Source organism: Rhizobium sp. WSM409, assembly GCF_057653825.1.
Genome location: NZ_CM172794.1, coordinates 3583864 through 3599686 on the forward strand (window position 1 = coordinate 3583864; position 15823 = coordinate 3599686).

Here is a 15823-nt window from a genome sequence, read left to right on the forward strand (position 1 = left end):
GCCCGCGCCATTCCAAACCATCCGCGCAAACAAAAAGGTCGCGCGAGCGCGACCCTTCTGCAATGTCACAAGCGATAATTTATCGGTGACGGCGCAGCACATGCACCTCGGCGATCGGCTGGTGGTGGCCGGGCGGCAGCGTGAAATTGCCGAGCTGGCGGTCCATTTCCAGGGCTTCCGTCGCCAGCCGGTGGATCGCCGCCGTCGTCTCTTCGACCATCGAGGCGTTCTGCTGCGTCATCGCGTCGAGTTCGGCAACGGCGCTATTGATCTCGCGCAGCGTATTGGCCTCCTCGCGGGTCGCACTCATGATCTCGTTGATCTGCCCGTTGATCGCCTCGACATGGGCACCGATGCCCGTCAGCGCAACGCCCGCTTTTTCCACAAGCGTAACGCCGCTTTCGACCTCATGCGTCGATTTCTGCAGCAGGCTGGAGATTTCCTTTGCGGCACTCGACGAACGCTGGGCCAGCTCGCGCACTTCCATGGCGACGACGGCGAAGCCCTTGCCGGATTCACCGGCGCGCGCCGCCTCGACGCCTGCATTAAGTGCCAGGAGGTTGGTCTGGAAGGCGATGTCGTCGATGACCGAGATGATCGTGTTGATCTGGCGCGAGGAGGCCTGGATCGCCTCCATCGCCGCGATCGTCTCGCGCATGATCTGGCCGGAGCCGGTCGTCTCCTTCTTGGCGTCGCGGGCGATGCGCTCGGCCTGTTCGGCCCGCGCGATCTGCTGGCGGACCGACTGGGTGATGGCGCTGATCGCATTCGCGGTCTCGGTGATCGAGCCGGCCTGGCGCTCGGTGCGCCCGGCAAGTTCGTCGGCACCGGTGCGCATCTCCTCGGAGCCGGCGCGCACCGCCATCGAGTTACCGCCGATCGCCGTCATGGTTTCGCTGAGCGTCGCCAGCGCCTCGTTGAAATTGACGCGCAGGCTTTCAAGCTCGTTCGGGAAGCGGGTATCGATCTGATAGGCGAGATCGCCATTCGCCAGATGATGCAGACCCTCGTCGAGCGCCTCGACCACCTGCTGCAGCGTCTTCGCCTCGGCCTCACGCTCGGCCAGATTCTGCTGGCGGTCGTGCTCGGCCTGCAGGCGCGTCTCTTCGCTCGCGGCTTCGAGCTCGCGGCTTTCGATCAGCGAGTGGCGGAAGCGGTCGAGCGCGTTGGCCATCGTGCCGATCTCGTCCTTGCGGTTCAGGCTGCCGATCTCGCTGTCGAGCTTGCCGTCGGCGACATCGCGGGTGACGCCGGCAAGCCGTGCAAGCGGCGAAAACAAGAAATTGGTGATGAGGCCGGTCGCGATCGCCATGACGACGAGCACACCGATGCCGATCATCGTCAGCAGAGTGGCGATCTCGATCGAGCCGGCATTAAGCTCGCTCAGAAGCACGCTTTCGACCACGAGGAAGCGATCGCCGCGATAGTCGATGCCGCGGACATAGGCGCGGGCCGCGCCGTCCGTCCGGCCGAAGTCGGCCACCGTCATCGCCGAACTGGCAAGCGCGCTCTTGATGAAGGTGAAGGGTGTCGCATCGAGCGTTGCAAGCTTGCCGCTCGCGTCGAGGCCGACGGCGGAGCCATCGCCGGAGACGATCGCCGCCCGTGCCGTGCTGCCCTGGACGATGCCCTTGGCAAGGATGCCGGTGACGATCTCGTCCCGCACCTTGAAGAGAATGATGCCCTTGGCCGCTCCAAGCTTGACGATCGGCACGGCATAGAAGATCGCCGACTTGCCGCTGCCGGCATCGACGCGAAGGCCGGAAAAGCCTGTCGGCGCGGCGTCATCGGTCGCCCTGGCGGTATTCTCGATCGCCTTGGCGAAAGCGATGCCGGCACCGGTCGCCTTCCAGGCGTCCGACTTCAGGTTTTCGGCGAAATCGTCTTCCTTCTTATAGGAATAGAGCACGGTACCTTCGAGATCGACGATCAGCAGATCGCTGAAGGCGGTATCCTCGAGGTCGCGGGCAACTTCACCCTGCGTCTTCTCGTGGCTCGAATAATAAAAGCCGCTCGGCCCTTCCGGCTTGATGAGCTTCTCGCGTTGGTCGGCGGGGTTGGGGTTGCCTACTATGAAAACCTTCTTCAGCTCGGCACGGGCATCGCCCGCGGTCTTCTCGATGGTCTTCCAGCCGCTCTTCAGGTTGGTGATCGACATCTGCAGCGCCTCGATGCGCGCGATGGAGTTGGCCTGGTTTTCAAGCTGCGTCAGCTGGTCCTGCAGCATGTCGCCGCGAAAGATCAGCACGCTTTCCTTGGCCTTCAGCGCCTGCTCGTCGGAAATGCGGCTGCTGGCGAAATAGGCAAGCACATCGATGACCGCGATCGACAGCACGGTCAGCAGAATGAATGTGGCGATGACCTTAAAGGAAAGGGATTGAAATCTCCGAGCCATGTACGACGAACCCCTTCTGAACGCGCCTGCCAAGCGCGGGCACGCAGCGCATGCCTGATCAACTGACCTATAAACAGAACATCGGAGGCTTAAATCTTCGCGAAAAGCAGCCTCTCTCGTATTCGGTGACTAGAATTCAGGCATCTGTTTTAATTCGCGGTAAATGGCGGGGCCGAAATCCAGGAATGTTTTTGTTTTGTTCACATATCGATGGCAGTTATTTCGCAATCGCTATAGGTTGAACCATGCAAAATACGATTCGCATCGTCGGCATCGATCCCGGTCTTCGCCGCACCGGCTGGGGAATCATCGAGACATCAGGCAATTCCCTGCGGTTTGTGGCATCCGGAACCGTGACCTCCGATGGAGACATGGACCTTGCCTCCCGCCTTTGCCAATTGCACGACGGCCTGGCGGAGATCGTCCACAGCTATAAGCCGGATGAGGCCGCCGTCGAGCAAACCTTCGTCAACAAGGATGCGGTGGCGACCCTGAAGCTTGGCCAGGCCCGCGGCATCGCCATGCTGGTGCCGGCGCGCGCCGGGTTGCCGGTCTCCGAATATGCCCCGAACGCCGTGAAGAAGGCCGTCATCGGCGTCGGCCATGGCGAAAAGCAGCAGATCCACATGATGTTGAAGATCCTGATGCCGAAGGTCGAATTCAAGGGCAACGACGCCGCCGACGCCCTGGCGATCGCCATCTGCCATGCGCATAATCGCGGCAGCAACCGGATGCGGCAGGCGCTGGCTGGCTAATCTGTTCTTGACTTGTTCCCATTCGATGATAAGTAATACCTCGGAGGTATTACCATGCGCGTGACGGAAAAAGGCCAGGTGACCATTCCCAAGGACATCCGAGACCGTTTGAAGATCGGCCCGGGATCCGAGGTGGATTTCGTTGCCGATGAAAAGGGTGCCCGCCTCGTTGTCCTATCCAGCAGGATAGAGCCATCACAGGACGATTTTGAATCCTGGCTCGGCAGTATGAGCGGGACCCTCGACACCAGCGGCATGACGACCGATGAATTCATGGAATGGTTGAGGGGACCACGTGATGACCTCAGTCCTCGTTGATACGAACATCTTCATCGATATTTTCGGGCCGGATAATCCTTTCAGGGAATGGTCCGCACGGGCGTTGAGCATACTGCGTCCGGATTCGCAATTCATCATGACACCGGTCGTCTGGGCGGAGTTGGCAAGCATGACCCCGCGCGAGGAAACCCTTGCATTTCTCCTGTCGCGGCTGAACCTGATCCGCGAGGCCCTGCCGTTTCCCGCCGCGTACTGGGCCGGCATGGCCCACGCGCAGTACCGGAGAAACGGCGGCCTGCGCGATCGCACCCTGCCGGATTTTTTCATCGGGGCGCACGCCCTCGTTCGATCGCACCGCCTTCTGACGCGCGATGGCGCGCGCTACCGCTCCTATTTCCCTGAGTTGGACATCATTTCTCCCGAAACGCATCCTTGAGAGACCGCGACCCATGATCGGCAAGCTGAAAGGCACCATAGACGAGATCGGCGAAGACTATGTGCTCGTCGATGTGCACGGCGTCTGCTACGTCGCCCATTGCTCGGCCCGCACCCTGTCGAAGCTTGGCTCGGCTGGCGAGGCCTGCGTGCTGTTCATCGAGACCTATGTGCGCGAGGATCAGTTGAAGCTCTTTGGCTTCATGACCGCGCTAGAGCGGGAATGGTTCAACCTGCTCCAAAGCGTCCAGGGCGTCGGCGCCAAGGTGGCGCTCGCCGTGCTCTCGACGTTGACCCCAGGCGAACTGGCTAATGCGATCGCCCTGCAGGACCGCACTGCCGTCTCCCGCGCGCCGGGCGTCGGTCCGAAAGTGGCGATGCGCCTCGTCACCGAGCTCAAGAACCGGGCGCCTGCCTTTGCCGGGGAAGCAATCAATATCGCTCTCAAGCAGGAACTCGGTGAAGGCGTCGCGGCAGCACCGGTCGCCGATGCGGTGTCCGCATTGACCAACCTCGGCTATTCCCGCGACCAGGCCGCCAATGCGGTTGCCGCGGCAATGAAGACGGCGGGTGATAACGCCGACAGCGCCAAGCTGATCAGGCTGGGATTGAAGGAACTGGCGCGGTGAAAAGCCGCAAAACCGATGATGGGATGTCGAGGCAGCCGTTTTTTGGTGTATTGGTGTGACAGGATTCAAAACGGAATGAGAGCATGAGCGAACCCGCCCGCCTGATATCGCCGGAAAAGCGGGGCGAAGACCTTGATATCACGTTGCGCCCGCAATCGCTGGACGAGTTCACCGGCCAGGCGGAGGCGCGCGCCAATCTCAAGGTCTTCATCGAGGCGGCGAAAAACCGCGGCGAAGCGCTGGACCATGTGCTCTTCGTCGGTCCGCCCGGCCTCGGCAAGACGACGCTGGCGCAGATTATGGCCAAAGAGCTCGGCGTCAACTTTCGCTCGACGTCGGGCCCGGTGATCGCCAAGGCCGGCGATCTCGCTGCCCTGCTCACCAATCTCGAGGAGCGCGACGTGCTCTTCATCGACGAAATCCATCGCCTCAATCCCGCCGTCGAGGAAATCCTCTATCCGGCCATGGAAGATTTCCAGCTCGACCTCATCATCGGGGAAGGCCCTGCCGCTCGCTCGGTGAAGATCGACCTGTCGAAATTCACGCTGGTGGCGGCCACAACCCGCCTCGGCCTGTTGACGACGCCGCTGCGCGACCGCTTTGGCATTCCGGTGCGCCTGAGTTTCTATACCGTCGAGGAGCTGGAGCTGATCGTGCGCCGCGGCGCGCGGCTGATGAACCTGCCGATCACCGAGGAGGGCGCCCGCGAGATCGCAAGACGCGCCCGTGGCACTCCGCGCATCGCCGGCCGGCTGTTGCGGCGCGTGCGCGACTTTGCCGAGGTGGCAAGGGCAGAAGCCGTCACCCGCGAGATCGCCGACGAGGCGCTGACCCGCCTGCTGGTCGACAATGTCGGCTTCGACCAGCTCGACAAACGTTACCTCAACATGATCGCGGTCAATTTCGGCGGCGGCCCGGTCGGCATCGAAACCATTGCCGCCGGCCTTTCCGAGCCGCGCGACGCGATCGAGGACATCATCGAGCCCTACATGATCCAGCAGGGTTTCATTCAGCGCACGCCACGCGGCCGTGTTCTGACCGCAATCGCGTGGAAACATCTGGGAATGCAACCGCCAAAGGATATGGAGGCTGCGCAGTTCCGGCTGTTCCAGGAGGACAACTGAGTGATCACCCGCCGCGGATTTTTGAAGGTTCTCGGCGGCGGTTTCGCCGGCGTCATGTCGCTCGGTGGTTATGCCTTTGCTTATGAACCGCTCGCGCGGCTCGCCATCACCCGCTACCAGCTGACGCCGCCGGGATGGACGCCAGGGCTCAAGCTACGCGTCGTCGCGCTCGCCGATCTCCATGCCTGCGAACCCTGGATGTCGGCAAGCCGCATTGCCGCGATCTGCCACACGGCGAATGAACTCGAAGGCGACGTCACCGTCCTGCTCGGCGATTACGCCGCCGGCATGAACATGGTGACGCAGTACGTGCATTCGAGCCAATGGTCGAAGGCGCTCGCCACCTTGCAGGCCCCTCTCGGCGTCCATGCGGTCATGGGCAACCACGATTGGTGGGAGGACAGGACCGCCCAGAAGAACGGCGGGATGGAAACATTCGGACACCGAGCCTTCGCCGACGTCGGCATCCCGGTCTATGGCAACCGCGCCGTCCGGCTCGAAAAGGATGGCAGCGGCTTTTGGCTCGCAGGCCTCGAAGATCAGCTAGCGCTTCTGCCGGGCCGGAAGTGGGGCCGCACGCAGATGCTCGGCCTCGACGATCTCGAGGGAACGATGGCTCAGGTGACGGACGATGCGCCGGTCATCCTGCTTGCCCATGAACCCGATATCTTTCCGCGCGTGCCGGAGCGTGTGTCGCTGACGCTATCGGGTCACACGCATGGCGGACAGATCCGTTTGCTCGGCCGTTCGCCTATCGTGCCCTCGCGCTACGGCAACCGCTACGCCTATGGTCATATGATCGAGGAGGGGCGTAATATCATCGTCTCCGGTGGCCTCGGCTGCTCCATCGCGCCGGTGCGCTTCGGCGTGCCGCCGGAAATTGTCGTGATCGATCTTGGATAGAATGGCATGGCCAAGCGCACTCTCATCCGCCTGAATGCGGGCGCTGAGCGTTTCAACTATCGCATCGCCGGCCTCGGCTTTCGTGACGGCCACGTGCTCGTCCATCGCGCCGTGCATGAGCCCTTCTGGACCTTTCCGGGCGGCAGGGCGGAAATCGGCGAGACGTCGGAGCAAACGCTGAAACGGGAGATAGTGGAGGAACTGGGCGTAGAGGTGACCGTCCATCGCCTGCTCTGGATCGTCGAGAATTTTTTCCGCTACGAACAGCGCGACTGGCATGAACTCGGCCTCTATTATCTGATGGAGATTCCGCCAGAATTCCCCTTCTTGTCCGGCGAGATCATCCATCGGGTCGAGGACGGCGACAACCATCTCGAGTTCAAATGGGTGCCGGCAACGCGTAATGCCCTGTCCGCACTCGACATCCCGCCCTATTTCATCGCCGATGAAATCGAAACCCTTCCCGTTGTGCCGCGTCATCTCGTCTGGCGGGACGGCGATCTCGACGGCAAAGACTGACGCAGGCAATTCAAGGTGTTACAGCGCCCTTTGCGCGCCTTAAAAGGTGGCGGTGCTGTCGCCAAAAGCCTTTAAAGAGGAGATGCGCCGATGCCGACCTTCGATCCTGTCAGGCCATTTCGCAAACTTGCCTACAACAACGCCCTTGCCAACCGCCGGCTGCTTCAGGCCTGCGCGACACTGAAGCCCAGCGAATTCGAAGCGCCGCGCACCAGTTTCTTCCCCTCGATCAAGGAAACCTTGAACCATATCATCACGGTCGACTGGTTCTATGTCGACGGCCTGGAAGGCGGCACGCTCGGGCTCAAGGCCTTCGAGGTCGACGAACCGTTCGATGACGTTTCCTCGCTGACAGAGGCGCAGGCGAAGGTCGATCAGCGCCTGACGGCACTTTGCGAGGCCCTGACGCCGGAGAGACTCATCTCGACCATCAGCCTCCATCGCGGCGACCGCATTCAAGAAGAGCGGATGGAGGACGTGCTCGGCCACCTCTTCCAGCATCAGACCCATCATCGCGGGCAGGTGCATGCGATGCTCTCCGGCACCAGCGTCGCTCCGCCGCAACTCGACGAATTCATCGTTGCCGACGATGCCCGGTTCCGTGGCGGCGAACTCGCCACGCTCGGCTGGAGCGAAGAAACGCTGATGCGTTAGCGCGTCCTGCGGGCCGCGAGTGTTTTAAGTCTCTATTTGATGCCTGTCGTGGTCCCAAAACCGCTGCACAGTTTTGGGCGACATGCATTAATTCTGCAGCCGCTTCTTCAGCCCGTCGATGATTGTCTTGGTGAGAAGATCGTAATTCTCGTCGAAGTGATGATCGCCGGGCAGTTCGATGACCTCGGCGCCGCTATCCTTCAGCGCCGGACAGGCAACATCGTCATCGTCGTCCTTGCCGTAGATGCATTGCACGAGCTTCGGATCGATGTTCTTCAGATCGCCGACAGGATCGCCTCCCGCCCCTTCCGTCTTCTGGCCGAGCCAGCCGAGAACAGAGATGACGTAGTCGACTTGGTGCGAAAGCGACAGCAGCGACAATTGCGCCACCGCCGACTTTTCGGCTGGCTTGAGGAGCTGGTAGGTGGCGGGCACGACATCGGCGCCGAAGGAATAACCGACGAGCAGGACATGCTTCACCTTCCACTGCTTGCGGTAGAAATCGATGATCTTCGAAAGATCGGCAGCTGTCTCCTCCGGCTTGCGCTCCTTCCAGAAATAGTGGAGCGAATCGACGCCGACGACCGGAATACCTTCCTTCTGCAGCGTGCCGCCGACCTCCTTGTCGATGTCGCGCCAGCCGCCGTCGCCGGAATAGATCACCGCCATCGTATCGAAGGCCGGCGTTGCCTCGAGCACCGCCAGCGGCAGGCCGAGCGGGTTGCCGAAGGCGCCGGAGGCGGTGACGAGATCGTCGAGCGTATCGGCAAACGCCGTCTGCGCATCGTCGGTGGAATCGCGGATCTCGATCGCGTCATGGGCCTTCTTCAGCGCCTCGGCATGCGCCCGACCATCCTTGTTGGCCTCAGGCGTGAAGACGGTAACGATCGGGTCCGGCAGGATGCCGTCGCTGAGGCCATAGACCGTGCGTTCGCCGACCACCTGCTTGGACGCCGGCGTGCAAAGCTCCTTGGCAAGCGGAATGCCGGCGGCCGGATTAACGGCAAGTGTCTGGCCGATCGTCGCATCCGGCGTTTGCGCGGCGATCGCCAGCGCCAAGGCCCCGCCCTCGCCGATACCGGCGACGATCGGCAGGTGATAGGCGTTGTTGCCGGTCGCGCGCTGCACCTGCTGGCTCAGCGATTCGATGTCCGACACCATGTAGACACAGCCGTCGTTGAGGCTGACGTCGTACTGGCCGAGCGCCTGGATATAGGATGGAAAGTCGACGCCGATGACAACGGCGCCTTCGGCGACCAACCTGTCGGCTTCGCCCTTCTCATAATCGCCCCAGCCGGCGGCATCCGAGATCAGCATCACCGTGCCCTTCACCTCCCCTTCCGGCAGGAAGATGTGCGGCGACGGGATGAGCCCGGTTTCGAAACTCTGCGTGGTCTCTTCGGCGGCGTCAGCCGGTGCGGCCGCGAGCATGCAGGCGCATGCCGTGGCAAGAAGGATTGTTCTGATCATTTTCTCACTACCCCTTTCAATCCGCCCCCAATCAGAAATGTCGCGTCCATCAACGCGATCATCGGATTGCCCCCTCCTGAGACCGCAAGATAGCGCGGTTGCCAGTGCGGATGAAACTTGGATTTGAATGCCCGAAGGCCTTTGAAGTTATAGAAGCGCTCGCCGTGTTCGAAGACGGTGCTGCCGATGCGGTCCCAGACGGGCGCCGCCTCGCGTTTCGACATGCCGGAGAGAGGCGCCATGCCGAGATTGAAGTGGGTGAAACCCTGCCCTCGCAGATATTCCATGATCTGCACGAAGAGAAAGTCCATCGAGCCCTTCGGCGCGTCCGGCGAGAAGCGCATGAGATCGATCGTGCCCTCCTGTCTGGATTCGGTCACGAGGATATTGGCGAAGGCGACGATCCTGCCGTCCTTTTTCAGGATGCCGACCGGCTGCGAGGAGACATAATCGAAATCGAACGCGCCGAGCGAGAAGCCCTTTTCCTTGGCATTGTGATGCTCGAGCCAGGCCGTCGAAACCGCGGCAAGATCATCGATGACCGAAGACAAGTCCTGCGGTTCGACGACGGCGAATTCCAGCCCGTCGCGCTGGGCGCGGCTTGCCGTCTGGCGAAGGTTTGCCCATTTGCCGCCCTTCATCTCGAAGGTCCTGAGATCGGCCACCGCCAGTTCGCCGAGCTTGAAGGCGCGCAGGCCGGCATCGGCGCAATGGGACAGCAGCGCCGGCGATATCTGATAGAACACGGCCCGGCAGCCGGCGGCGCGCGCCGCTTCGACGAAACGCCAGACGAGTTCCTGCACGGCGCGATGGTCGCCGACCGGATCGAACAGCGCGATCCAGGAGCGGCCCTGCCGGCCATACATGATGAAGGCATCGCCGTTTTCCGAGAACATGATGCTCTTGTCGCCCATGCGCACAAGATTGGCATCGGCATTGCCCTGCTTCATGACGATCTCGACGGCACGCGCCAGCGCCTCGTCCGTCGCCTGCTCCGGCCGGAAGCTCGCCGGTCGGAGCAGGCTGAAGACGGCGATCGCCGACGAAATGATGGTGATGCCGAGCACGGCGCGCAGCCCGCGCGGCGCCTCGGCGGTGAATTCGAACTGCCACCAGAGCTGGTTGCTGTATTCGACGTCGCGATAGACGAAGAGCAGGATGACGACAGCCCCGACGACGATCACGGCGATCGCCATCAGCCAGGACGCCGTCAGCGCCTGGTTGAGCAGCGAGGCCTGGCGGGTAAAGAGCCGGCGGCTGACGAAGAGCCCGAAGATGAGGAAGGCAAGAAAAGCCGCTTCGACAAGCGCGATCGCCTTCAGCAGCGACAAGGTCAGCGCGGCAAGCGCCGAGAACACGGCGACCCACCAGGCGCCGTCGAGCCGCTGGCCGAGGCCGCGCGCGGCGACGACGAGTGCCAGCCCCAACAGGCTGGAGAGGAAATGCGCCCCTTCGACCATCGGCAGTGGCAGATAGTTGGAGAGGAATTCGAGGTTCTGGTCCGGCGTCGGCGTGACGCTCGAAAACACCAGCATGACGCCGAGCAGCAGCGCGAGAGCCGACAGCAGCTGCGGCATCAGCCGTCCGCCGATGCGCCGCATGCTGGAGGCCGCCGGATGGTCGACGAAACGACGCAGCTCCGCCGCCGAGACCGCGAGCACGGCGATCAGCAGCGGCAGCACATGGTAGACCAGCCGGTAGAGCACCAGCGATCCGAGCACGGCATCGATGTTCACCGCGCTGCCGAGCGAGGCGATGATCACGGTCTCGAACACGCCGAGCCCGGCCGGAACATGGCTGAGCACGCCGAGACCGACGGCGATCGCATAGACGGCGAGGAAGACCGGCCAGCCGATGGCTGTCTGCGGCAGCAGCACATAGAGCACCGACGCCGAGGCGGCGATATCGAAGGCTGTGACGAGGAACTGCCGCGACCAGGTACGCGAATCCGGCAGGCGGATTGCCACAGGGCCAAGATCGAGCACGCGCCCGTCACGGCCGATGATCATCACCGCGCCCAGAATGGCGACGATCGAACCGGCGATCAGCCGAAGAAGGAAGGGGCTGATGCCGACGAGCGGGCCGATCTCGTCGGCGATGACGATGAGGGCGATTGCCGCGACGCCCGCAAGCCCCAATCCGAAGGACAGCGTGACGAAGGCGATGATGCGTCCGATATCCTCCGGCGAGAGCCCGAGGCGCGTATAGGCGCGGTAGCGAATCGCCCCCCCAGACAGGGCGCCGAAACCGGCGGTATTGCCGACGGCATAGGCACTGAACGCCGTCAGCGCGACATGCGGAAAGGGCAGCTTCTTGCCGATATATTCGATGGCGTTGAGATCGTAGAAGATCAGTGCGAGGAAACTGAGCGCCGTGAAGAACAACGCAAGCAGGATCGAGCTCGGCCTGGTGGCGGCGAGCGCACCGACGACGTCGTCATAGCGCACCTCGTTGGTGAGCTGCATGATGGCGTAACCGACGAGGCAGAAGACCACCAGTGATGCGGCTGCCAGCAGCGGCGTTCTGTACCGTCTGAATAGACCGCCAAAAGAAAACCCGTCCGCTTCTTCAATCTCTTCCAAATTGCCGTGCCCCGACATTCTCGTACCCTGCTGCAACTGCCAGCTTGGCGGGAATCATTTCAGATGACGTAACATGAAAGGCATATAAGCTCTATGAAGCTATGCCGCTGCTACCCCAGCCCCGCCGCCTGCGCCTCAATCATCCTCAATTGGGGCGAATTTGCGCAGGCGAGCGGCGCAGCACATTGCATTTTCGTAAGCTTCGGCAGAGCCTTGCGCTCGATGGAGAGTTGAGACGCGAGAGAAAGGTTCGATATGCAGGATGGTTCGGCCTTGGTGATGCTTGCTCTCGGCCGCCTGCTGCTCGGCGGCCTCTATGTCGCTGGCGGCGTTCATCATTTTTTCGTCATCGTGCCGCTGACCGAGGCGATCGAAGCCCGCGGCCTCCCTTTTGCGAAATGGGTGCTGGTCTTGGGCAGCATGTTCCAGATCGTCGCCGGCATCCTGCTGATGCTCGGCCTTTTTGTCGCGGCAGCGGCATTCGGTCTCATCGTCTTCACGCTGGCGGCCACCGTCATGCTGCTGAATTTCTGGGACATGCAGGGAACGGCGCGCGACAGCGCGATCAATACCTGGAAAACCAACCTGGCGATCATCGGCGGCCTGCTGATAGCAGCAGCCGGCGCGATGTGAAGCGGTTCATGCCGCCGGTTCGGCGCCCGCCCGCGCATGCGCGGCGTATCGTGCGACGGCAGCATCCACCTCCGCGTCGCGGTCGCCCGCCACCTGCACCGTCGGCACGGCGAATTCGATACCGTTTTCCTGGAAGGCATTACGAATCATCGCCAGCGCATTGCGGCGGATGACGAATTGCTCGCCGGGCTTCGTCATCATCGACAGCCGGATTTCGATGGCGAATTCGCCGAACTGCTCGACACCCTTCATCTTCAGAGTCTCGATGATATGAGGGCCGAATTCCGGATTTTCGAGCAGCGTCTGGCCGATCTGCTTGATCACCTTCTTCGCCTTGACGAGATCGGTGTCGTATTTGACGTTGAGGCTGATCTTGTCGATCGTCCAGTCGCGATTGAGGTTCTTCACTGCGCCGAGTTCACCGAACGGCACCGTCGTCAGCGGCCCGCGATGATGTCTGAGCTTCACCGAACGCAGGCTGAAGGCCTCGACCACGCCCTTGTGGCTGCCGCTTTCGATATATTCGCCGATGCGGAAGGCATCGTCCCAGAGATAGAACATGCCGCTGATGACGTCCTTGACGATCGTCTGCGCGCCGAAACCGACCGCAACGCCGACGACACCGGCGCCGGCAATCAGCGGCCCGATTTCGATACCGAGGCCGGAGAGCACCATCAGAACGGCGATGACGGCAATGACGACGGCAAGGATATTGCGGAAGATCGGCAACAGCGTCTGTATCCGCGCGCGTTTGGCCTTCTCCTCATCCGTTGCTCCGCCATCCACGGATGATTCAAGCAGCTTGCCGTCGATATAGGCCTTGACGACATGCCAGAGCAGATCGGCGGCAAGCAGGATGACGATGCCGCCGATCACGCCGCGCGCGATCTTGTCGATCATCGTTTCGCCGGCCGCCATCGTATCGGCACCGACGCCGAGCATATGCCCAAGCCAGATGGCGGCAACGGCAATGATCAGCGCCCGCACGCCACGGTCGAGCAGCACGGCTGCAATGGGCCGCGTGGCAAGGAAGCTCGCTTCGGTCTGCTGCAGCGATTTTACCGCAATCGTCGAGACGGCAAGCACGCGCGGCAGCAGCAACACGTAAATGCCGAGCCAGAGCAGCCAGTTGAAGCCTGCGACCCAGAGGCTCCAGAGCAACAGGAAATAGACGGTGAGCGCCCAGGAGGTCCCGTGACCACGCTTCTCGTCCTTATGCGGCCGCGACCAGACCGCCTCGATCGCAATCAACAATAGGCCGATGCCAAGGATATAGCCGACGAGGAGCCGCACGCTCGCAGAATAGCCGAGCGGCTCCATCGACTGGATCACCGCCCAGCCGAAAATGAAATAGATGACGAAGGTTGCACAGCGCCGATACCAGAAGAATGCGACGTCACGCGCCGGCATGATCGGAGCGGTGATCTCCTGTCGTTCTTCCTCGGCTCGCGCCAGCCCGATGAGATCGACCAGCACGCCACCAAGGCAGATGGTGAAGCGCTGGACCACGAGCGCGACAACGCAAACGATCGCGATGCTCTGGCTGACCGGCGGCCAGCTGACGCTGAGAAGAGCAAGTGCCGTCGCCATCGCAAAGATCAGCGCCGGAATGACGCGCGGGGCGAGATGCATGCCCGCCATCTGCGCCGCCTGGCGACGGCGGCGGAAGGCATAGCGGGCAATGCGCTCGACGATGGTGCCGAGCAGGAAAATCGCCAGAAACTGCGCTATCATGCGTGGCCAGCCGATGGCGGCGATCTCGCCGAAAAACAGCGAAGAAGCATGGCCGACCTGCGAGGGCAGTGTCATCGCTGCATCGGAGACCATCGAGACGTGCCGACGGGCATGCTGGAGCAGACCTGACAGCACCGACATCTGGTCGCCGGCCGCCGAATCGCTCGCGGGTGCTGCCGCCATTTGCGTCGACATCCATTGTTTGACCTGAGGAGTCTGCATCAGCTCCATCATCTGACGCACCTCGGCCGGCGGGGCGGCCGCGGCCGACACCTGCGCCGGCGACGTCTGGGCAAAGCCAGGCGAAACCGCCGAAAAAAGCGCGAGCAATGTCAGCATGCCGAATATGACGGCCTTCAAGCCCCTTGCCATGCCACGCTCCATGACCGCCTCCAATGAAATGTCGGTCGCTTGTGCAGAGCAGCGCCGACATTTTGCAATGGATACTCGCGACCGTTGCCGCCAGCAAGCAGTAGGAAAACCATACTGATGGCTAGGAAAGGTCAACGTCGCCGCCTCTTCGAAACGAAACGCCGCGCTCGATTTCAGAATGATGGCTTTGTCGGAACGGTGAGTGAAGTCGCTCGCCTTCAGGATTTCACGGCCGGTTTTTCCACGTGGCCGCCGAAGCCCGCGCGCATCGCCGACAGCACCTTGTTGGCGAATTCGTCATTGTCGCGCGAGGAGAAGCGACCGTAGAGCGCAGCGCTCAGCACCGGCGTCGGCACGCTTTCGTCGATTGCCGCCATGATCGTCCAGCGGCCTTCGCCGCTGTCCGAGACGCGGCCTGCATATTTCGAAAGTGCGGGATCGGCATGTAGCGCATCGGCCGTAAGATCGAGCAGCCAGGAGGTGATGACACTGCCGCGGCGCCAGACTTCGGCGACATCCTGCAGGTTGAAATCATATTGGAAATGTTCCGGATGGGCGAGCGGTGCGGTTTCCGCATCGGCCTCGTGCGAGGCGGCGCCGATATTGGCATGTTTCAGAATATTGATACCTTCGGCATAGGCGGCCATCAGGCCGTATTCGATGCCGTTATGCACCATCTTGACGAAATGCCCGGCGCCATGCGGGCCGCAATGCAGGTAACCCTGCTCGGCGGTGCTGGCCGCAGCCGCTTCGACGCTCCGGTTGGGCGAGGCTTCCGTCTTGCCGACGCCGGGCGCCAGCGTCGCGAAGATCGGGGAAAGGTGTTCGACGATGCCCTTCTCGCCGCCGATCATCAGGCAATAACCGCGCTCGAGGCCGAAGACGCCGCCGCTTGTGCCGACATCGACATAGTGGATGCCCTTGGTGATGAGGTCGGCGCCGCGGCGGATGTCGTCATGGTAATAGGAGTTTCCGCCGTCGATGATGATATCGCCATTCTCAAGCAGCGGCACTAGGCTCGCCAGCACCTTGTCGACGATCGCCGCCGGCAGCATCAGCCAGATCGCGCGTGGATGGGTGAGCTTCGAGACGAATTCCGCGAGCGAAGCGCTGCCGGTCGCACCGAGGCCCGCGAGCTCGGCAACGCTTTCCGGCCTGGCGTCGTAAACGACGCATTCGTGACCGCCCCGCATCAGGCGCTGGACCATATAATTGCCCATGCGGCCCAAACCAACCATGCCAAGCTGCATAATGAATCTCCTGGAAACCGAAATGAAGTATCGAATCCGGAAATTAGCACCCGCAGTGTGACAGGCAAGCAAAGTCTCGGTGATTTCGG

Annotated in this window: 14 protein-coding genes; 9 read left to right on the forward strand and 5 right to left on the reverse strand. The window is 62.0% G+C overall.

The window, feature by feature from the left end:
* Positions 1-79 precede the first annotated feature (79 nt).
* Positions 80-2395, reverse strand: coding sequence for a methyl-accepting chemotaxis protein (locus AC25BC_RS17780; RefSeq protein WP_012758863.1), 2316 nt, complete (start codon positions 2393-2395; stop codon positions 80-82).
* A gap of 245 nt (positions 2396-2640) precedes the next feature.
* Here AC25BC_RS17780 and ruvC point away from each other — a divergent pair, with 245 nt between their 5' ends.
* The 8 genes from ruvC (at position 2641) to AC25BC_RS17820 (ending at position 7693) form a co-directional block, all read left to right on the forward strand.
* Positions 2641-3150: a crossover junction endodeoxyribonuclease RuvC gene (gene ruvC, locus AC25BC_RS17785; protein WP_003542749.1), complete on the forward strand. Its 510-nt coding sequence runs from the start codon at positions 2641-2643 to the stop codon at positions 3148-3150.
* A 54-nt stretch (positions 3151-3204) separates the two neighbouring features.
* The gene (locus AC25BC_RS17790) at positions 3205-3468 is read left to right on the forward strand and encodes an AbrB/MazE/SpoVT family DNA-binding domain-containing protein (RefSeq protein ID WP_003552542.1); all 264 of its coding nucleotides are present in this window, start codon (positions 3205-3207) and stop codon (positions 3466-3468) included.
* Positions 3449-3865, forward strand: a complete 417-nt coding sequence (locus AC25BC_RS17795) for a type II toxin-antitoxin system VapC family toxin (protein ID WP_128438526.1) — start codon at positions 3449-3451, stop codon at positions 3863-3865. Before AC25BC_RS17790 ends, AC25BC_RS17795 begins: the two co-directional genes overlap by 20 nt.
* A 13-nt stretch (positions 3866-3878) precedes the next feature.
* Positions 3879-4493: a Holliday junction branch migration protein RuvA gene (gene ruvA / locus AC25BC_RS17800; RefSeq protein ID WP_012758865.1), complete on the forward strand. Its 615-nt coding sequence runs from the start codon at positions 3879-3881 to the stop codon at positions 4491-4493.
* Between the two features lie 83 nt (positions 4494-4576).
* The gene (ruvB, locus tag AC25BC_RS17805; RefSeq protein ID WP_003552548.1) at positions 4577-5617 is read left to right on the forward strand and encodes a Holliday junction branch migration DNA helicase RuvB; all 1041 of its coding nucleotides are present in this window, start codon (positions 4577-4579) and stop codon (positions 5615-5617) included.
* Positions 5618-6520 carry a metallophosphoesterase gene (locus AC25BC_RS17810; protein ID WP_012758866.1) on the forward strand — a complete coding sequence of 301 codons (903 nt, stop codon included), beginning with the start codon at positions 5618-5620 and terminating at the stop codon, positions 6518-6520.
* Between the two features lie 6 nt (positions 6521-6526).
* Positions 6527-7039 (forward strand): NUDIX hydrolase, encoded by a 513-nt coding sequence (locus AC25BC_RS17815; protein WP_012758867.1) that lies wholly within the window; start codon positions 6527-6529, stop codon positions 7037-7039.
* A gap of 90 nt (positions 7040-7129) precedes the next feature.
* Complete coding sequence (locus AC25BC_RS17820; RefSeq protein WP_012758868.1) at positions 7130-7693, forward strand: DinB family protein; 564 nt, start codon at positions 7130-7132, stop codon at positions 7691-7693.
* Between the two features lie 87 nt (positions 7694-7780).
* Here the strand turns inward: AC25BC_RS17820 and AC25BC_RS17825 are convergent, their stop codons facing one another.
* Both AC25BC_RS17825 and mprF read right to left on the reverse strand, forming a co-directional pair.
* A complete protein-coding gene (locus tag AC25BC_RS17825) occupies positions 7781-9163 on the reverse strand; it encodes a virulence factor family protein (RefSeq protein ID WP_012758869.1) in 1383 nt (460 codons plus the stop codon).
* Positions 9160-11763 carry a bifunctional lysylphosphatidylglycerol flippase/synthetase MprF gene (gene mprF, locus AC25BC_RS17830; protein WP_012758870.1) on the reverse strand — a complete coding sequence of 868 codons (2604 nt, stop codon included), beginning with the start codon at positions 11761-11763 and terminating at the stop codon, positions 9160-9162. The genes AC25BC_RS17825 and mprF overlap by 4 nt, the downstream gene beginning before the upstream one ends.
* A gap of 237 nt (positions 11764-12000) precedes the next feature.
* On the opposite strand from mprF, the gene AC25BC_RS17835 reads away from it, so the two are divergent.
* Positions 12001-12378 (forward strand): DoxX family protein, encoded by a 378-nt coding sequence (locus AC25BC_RS17835; RefSeq protein ID WP_012758871.1) that lies wholly within the window; start codon positions 12001-12003, stop codon positions 12376-12378.
* 6 nt (positions 12379-12384) lie between these two features.
* Here the strand turns inward: AC25BC_RS17835 and AC25BC_RS17840 are convergent, their stop codons facing one another.
* Positions 12385-14496 (reverse strand): mechanosensitive ion channel family protein, encoded by a 2112-nt coding sequence (locus tag AC25BC_RS17840; RefSeq protein WP_012758872.1) that lies wholly within the window; start codon positions 14494-14496, stop codon positions 12385-12387.
* A gap of 206 nt (positions 14497-14702) precedes the next feature.
* Positions 14703-15734 (reverse strand): phosphogluconate dehydrogenase (NAD(+)-dependent, decarboxylating), encoded by a 1032-nt coding sequence (gene gnd / locus AC25BC_RS17845; RefSeq protein ID WP_012758873.1) that lies wholly within the window; start codon positions 15732-15734, stop codon positions 14703-14705.
* Positions 15735-15823 lie beyond the last annotated feature (89 nt).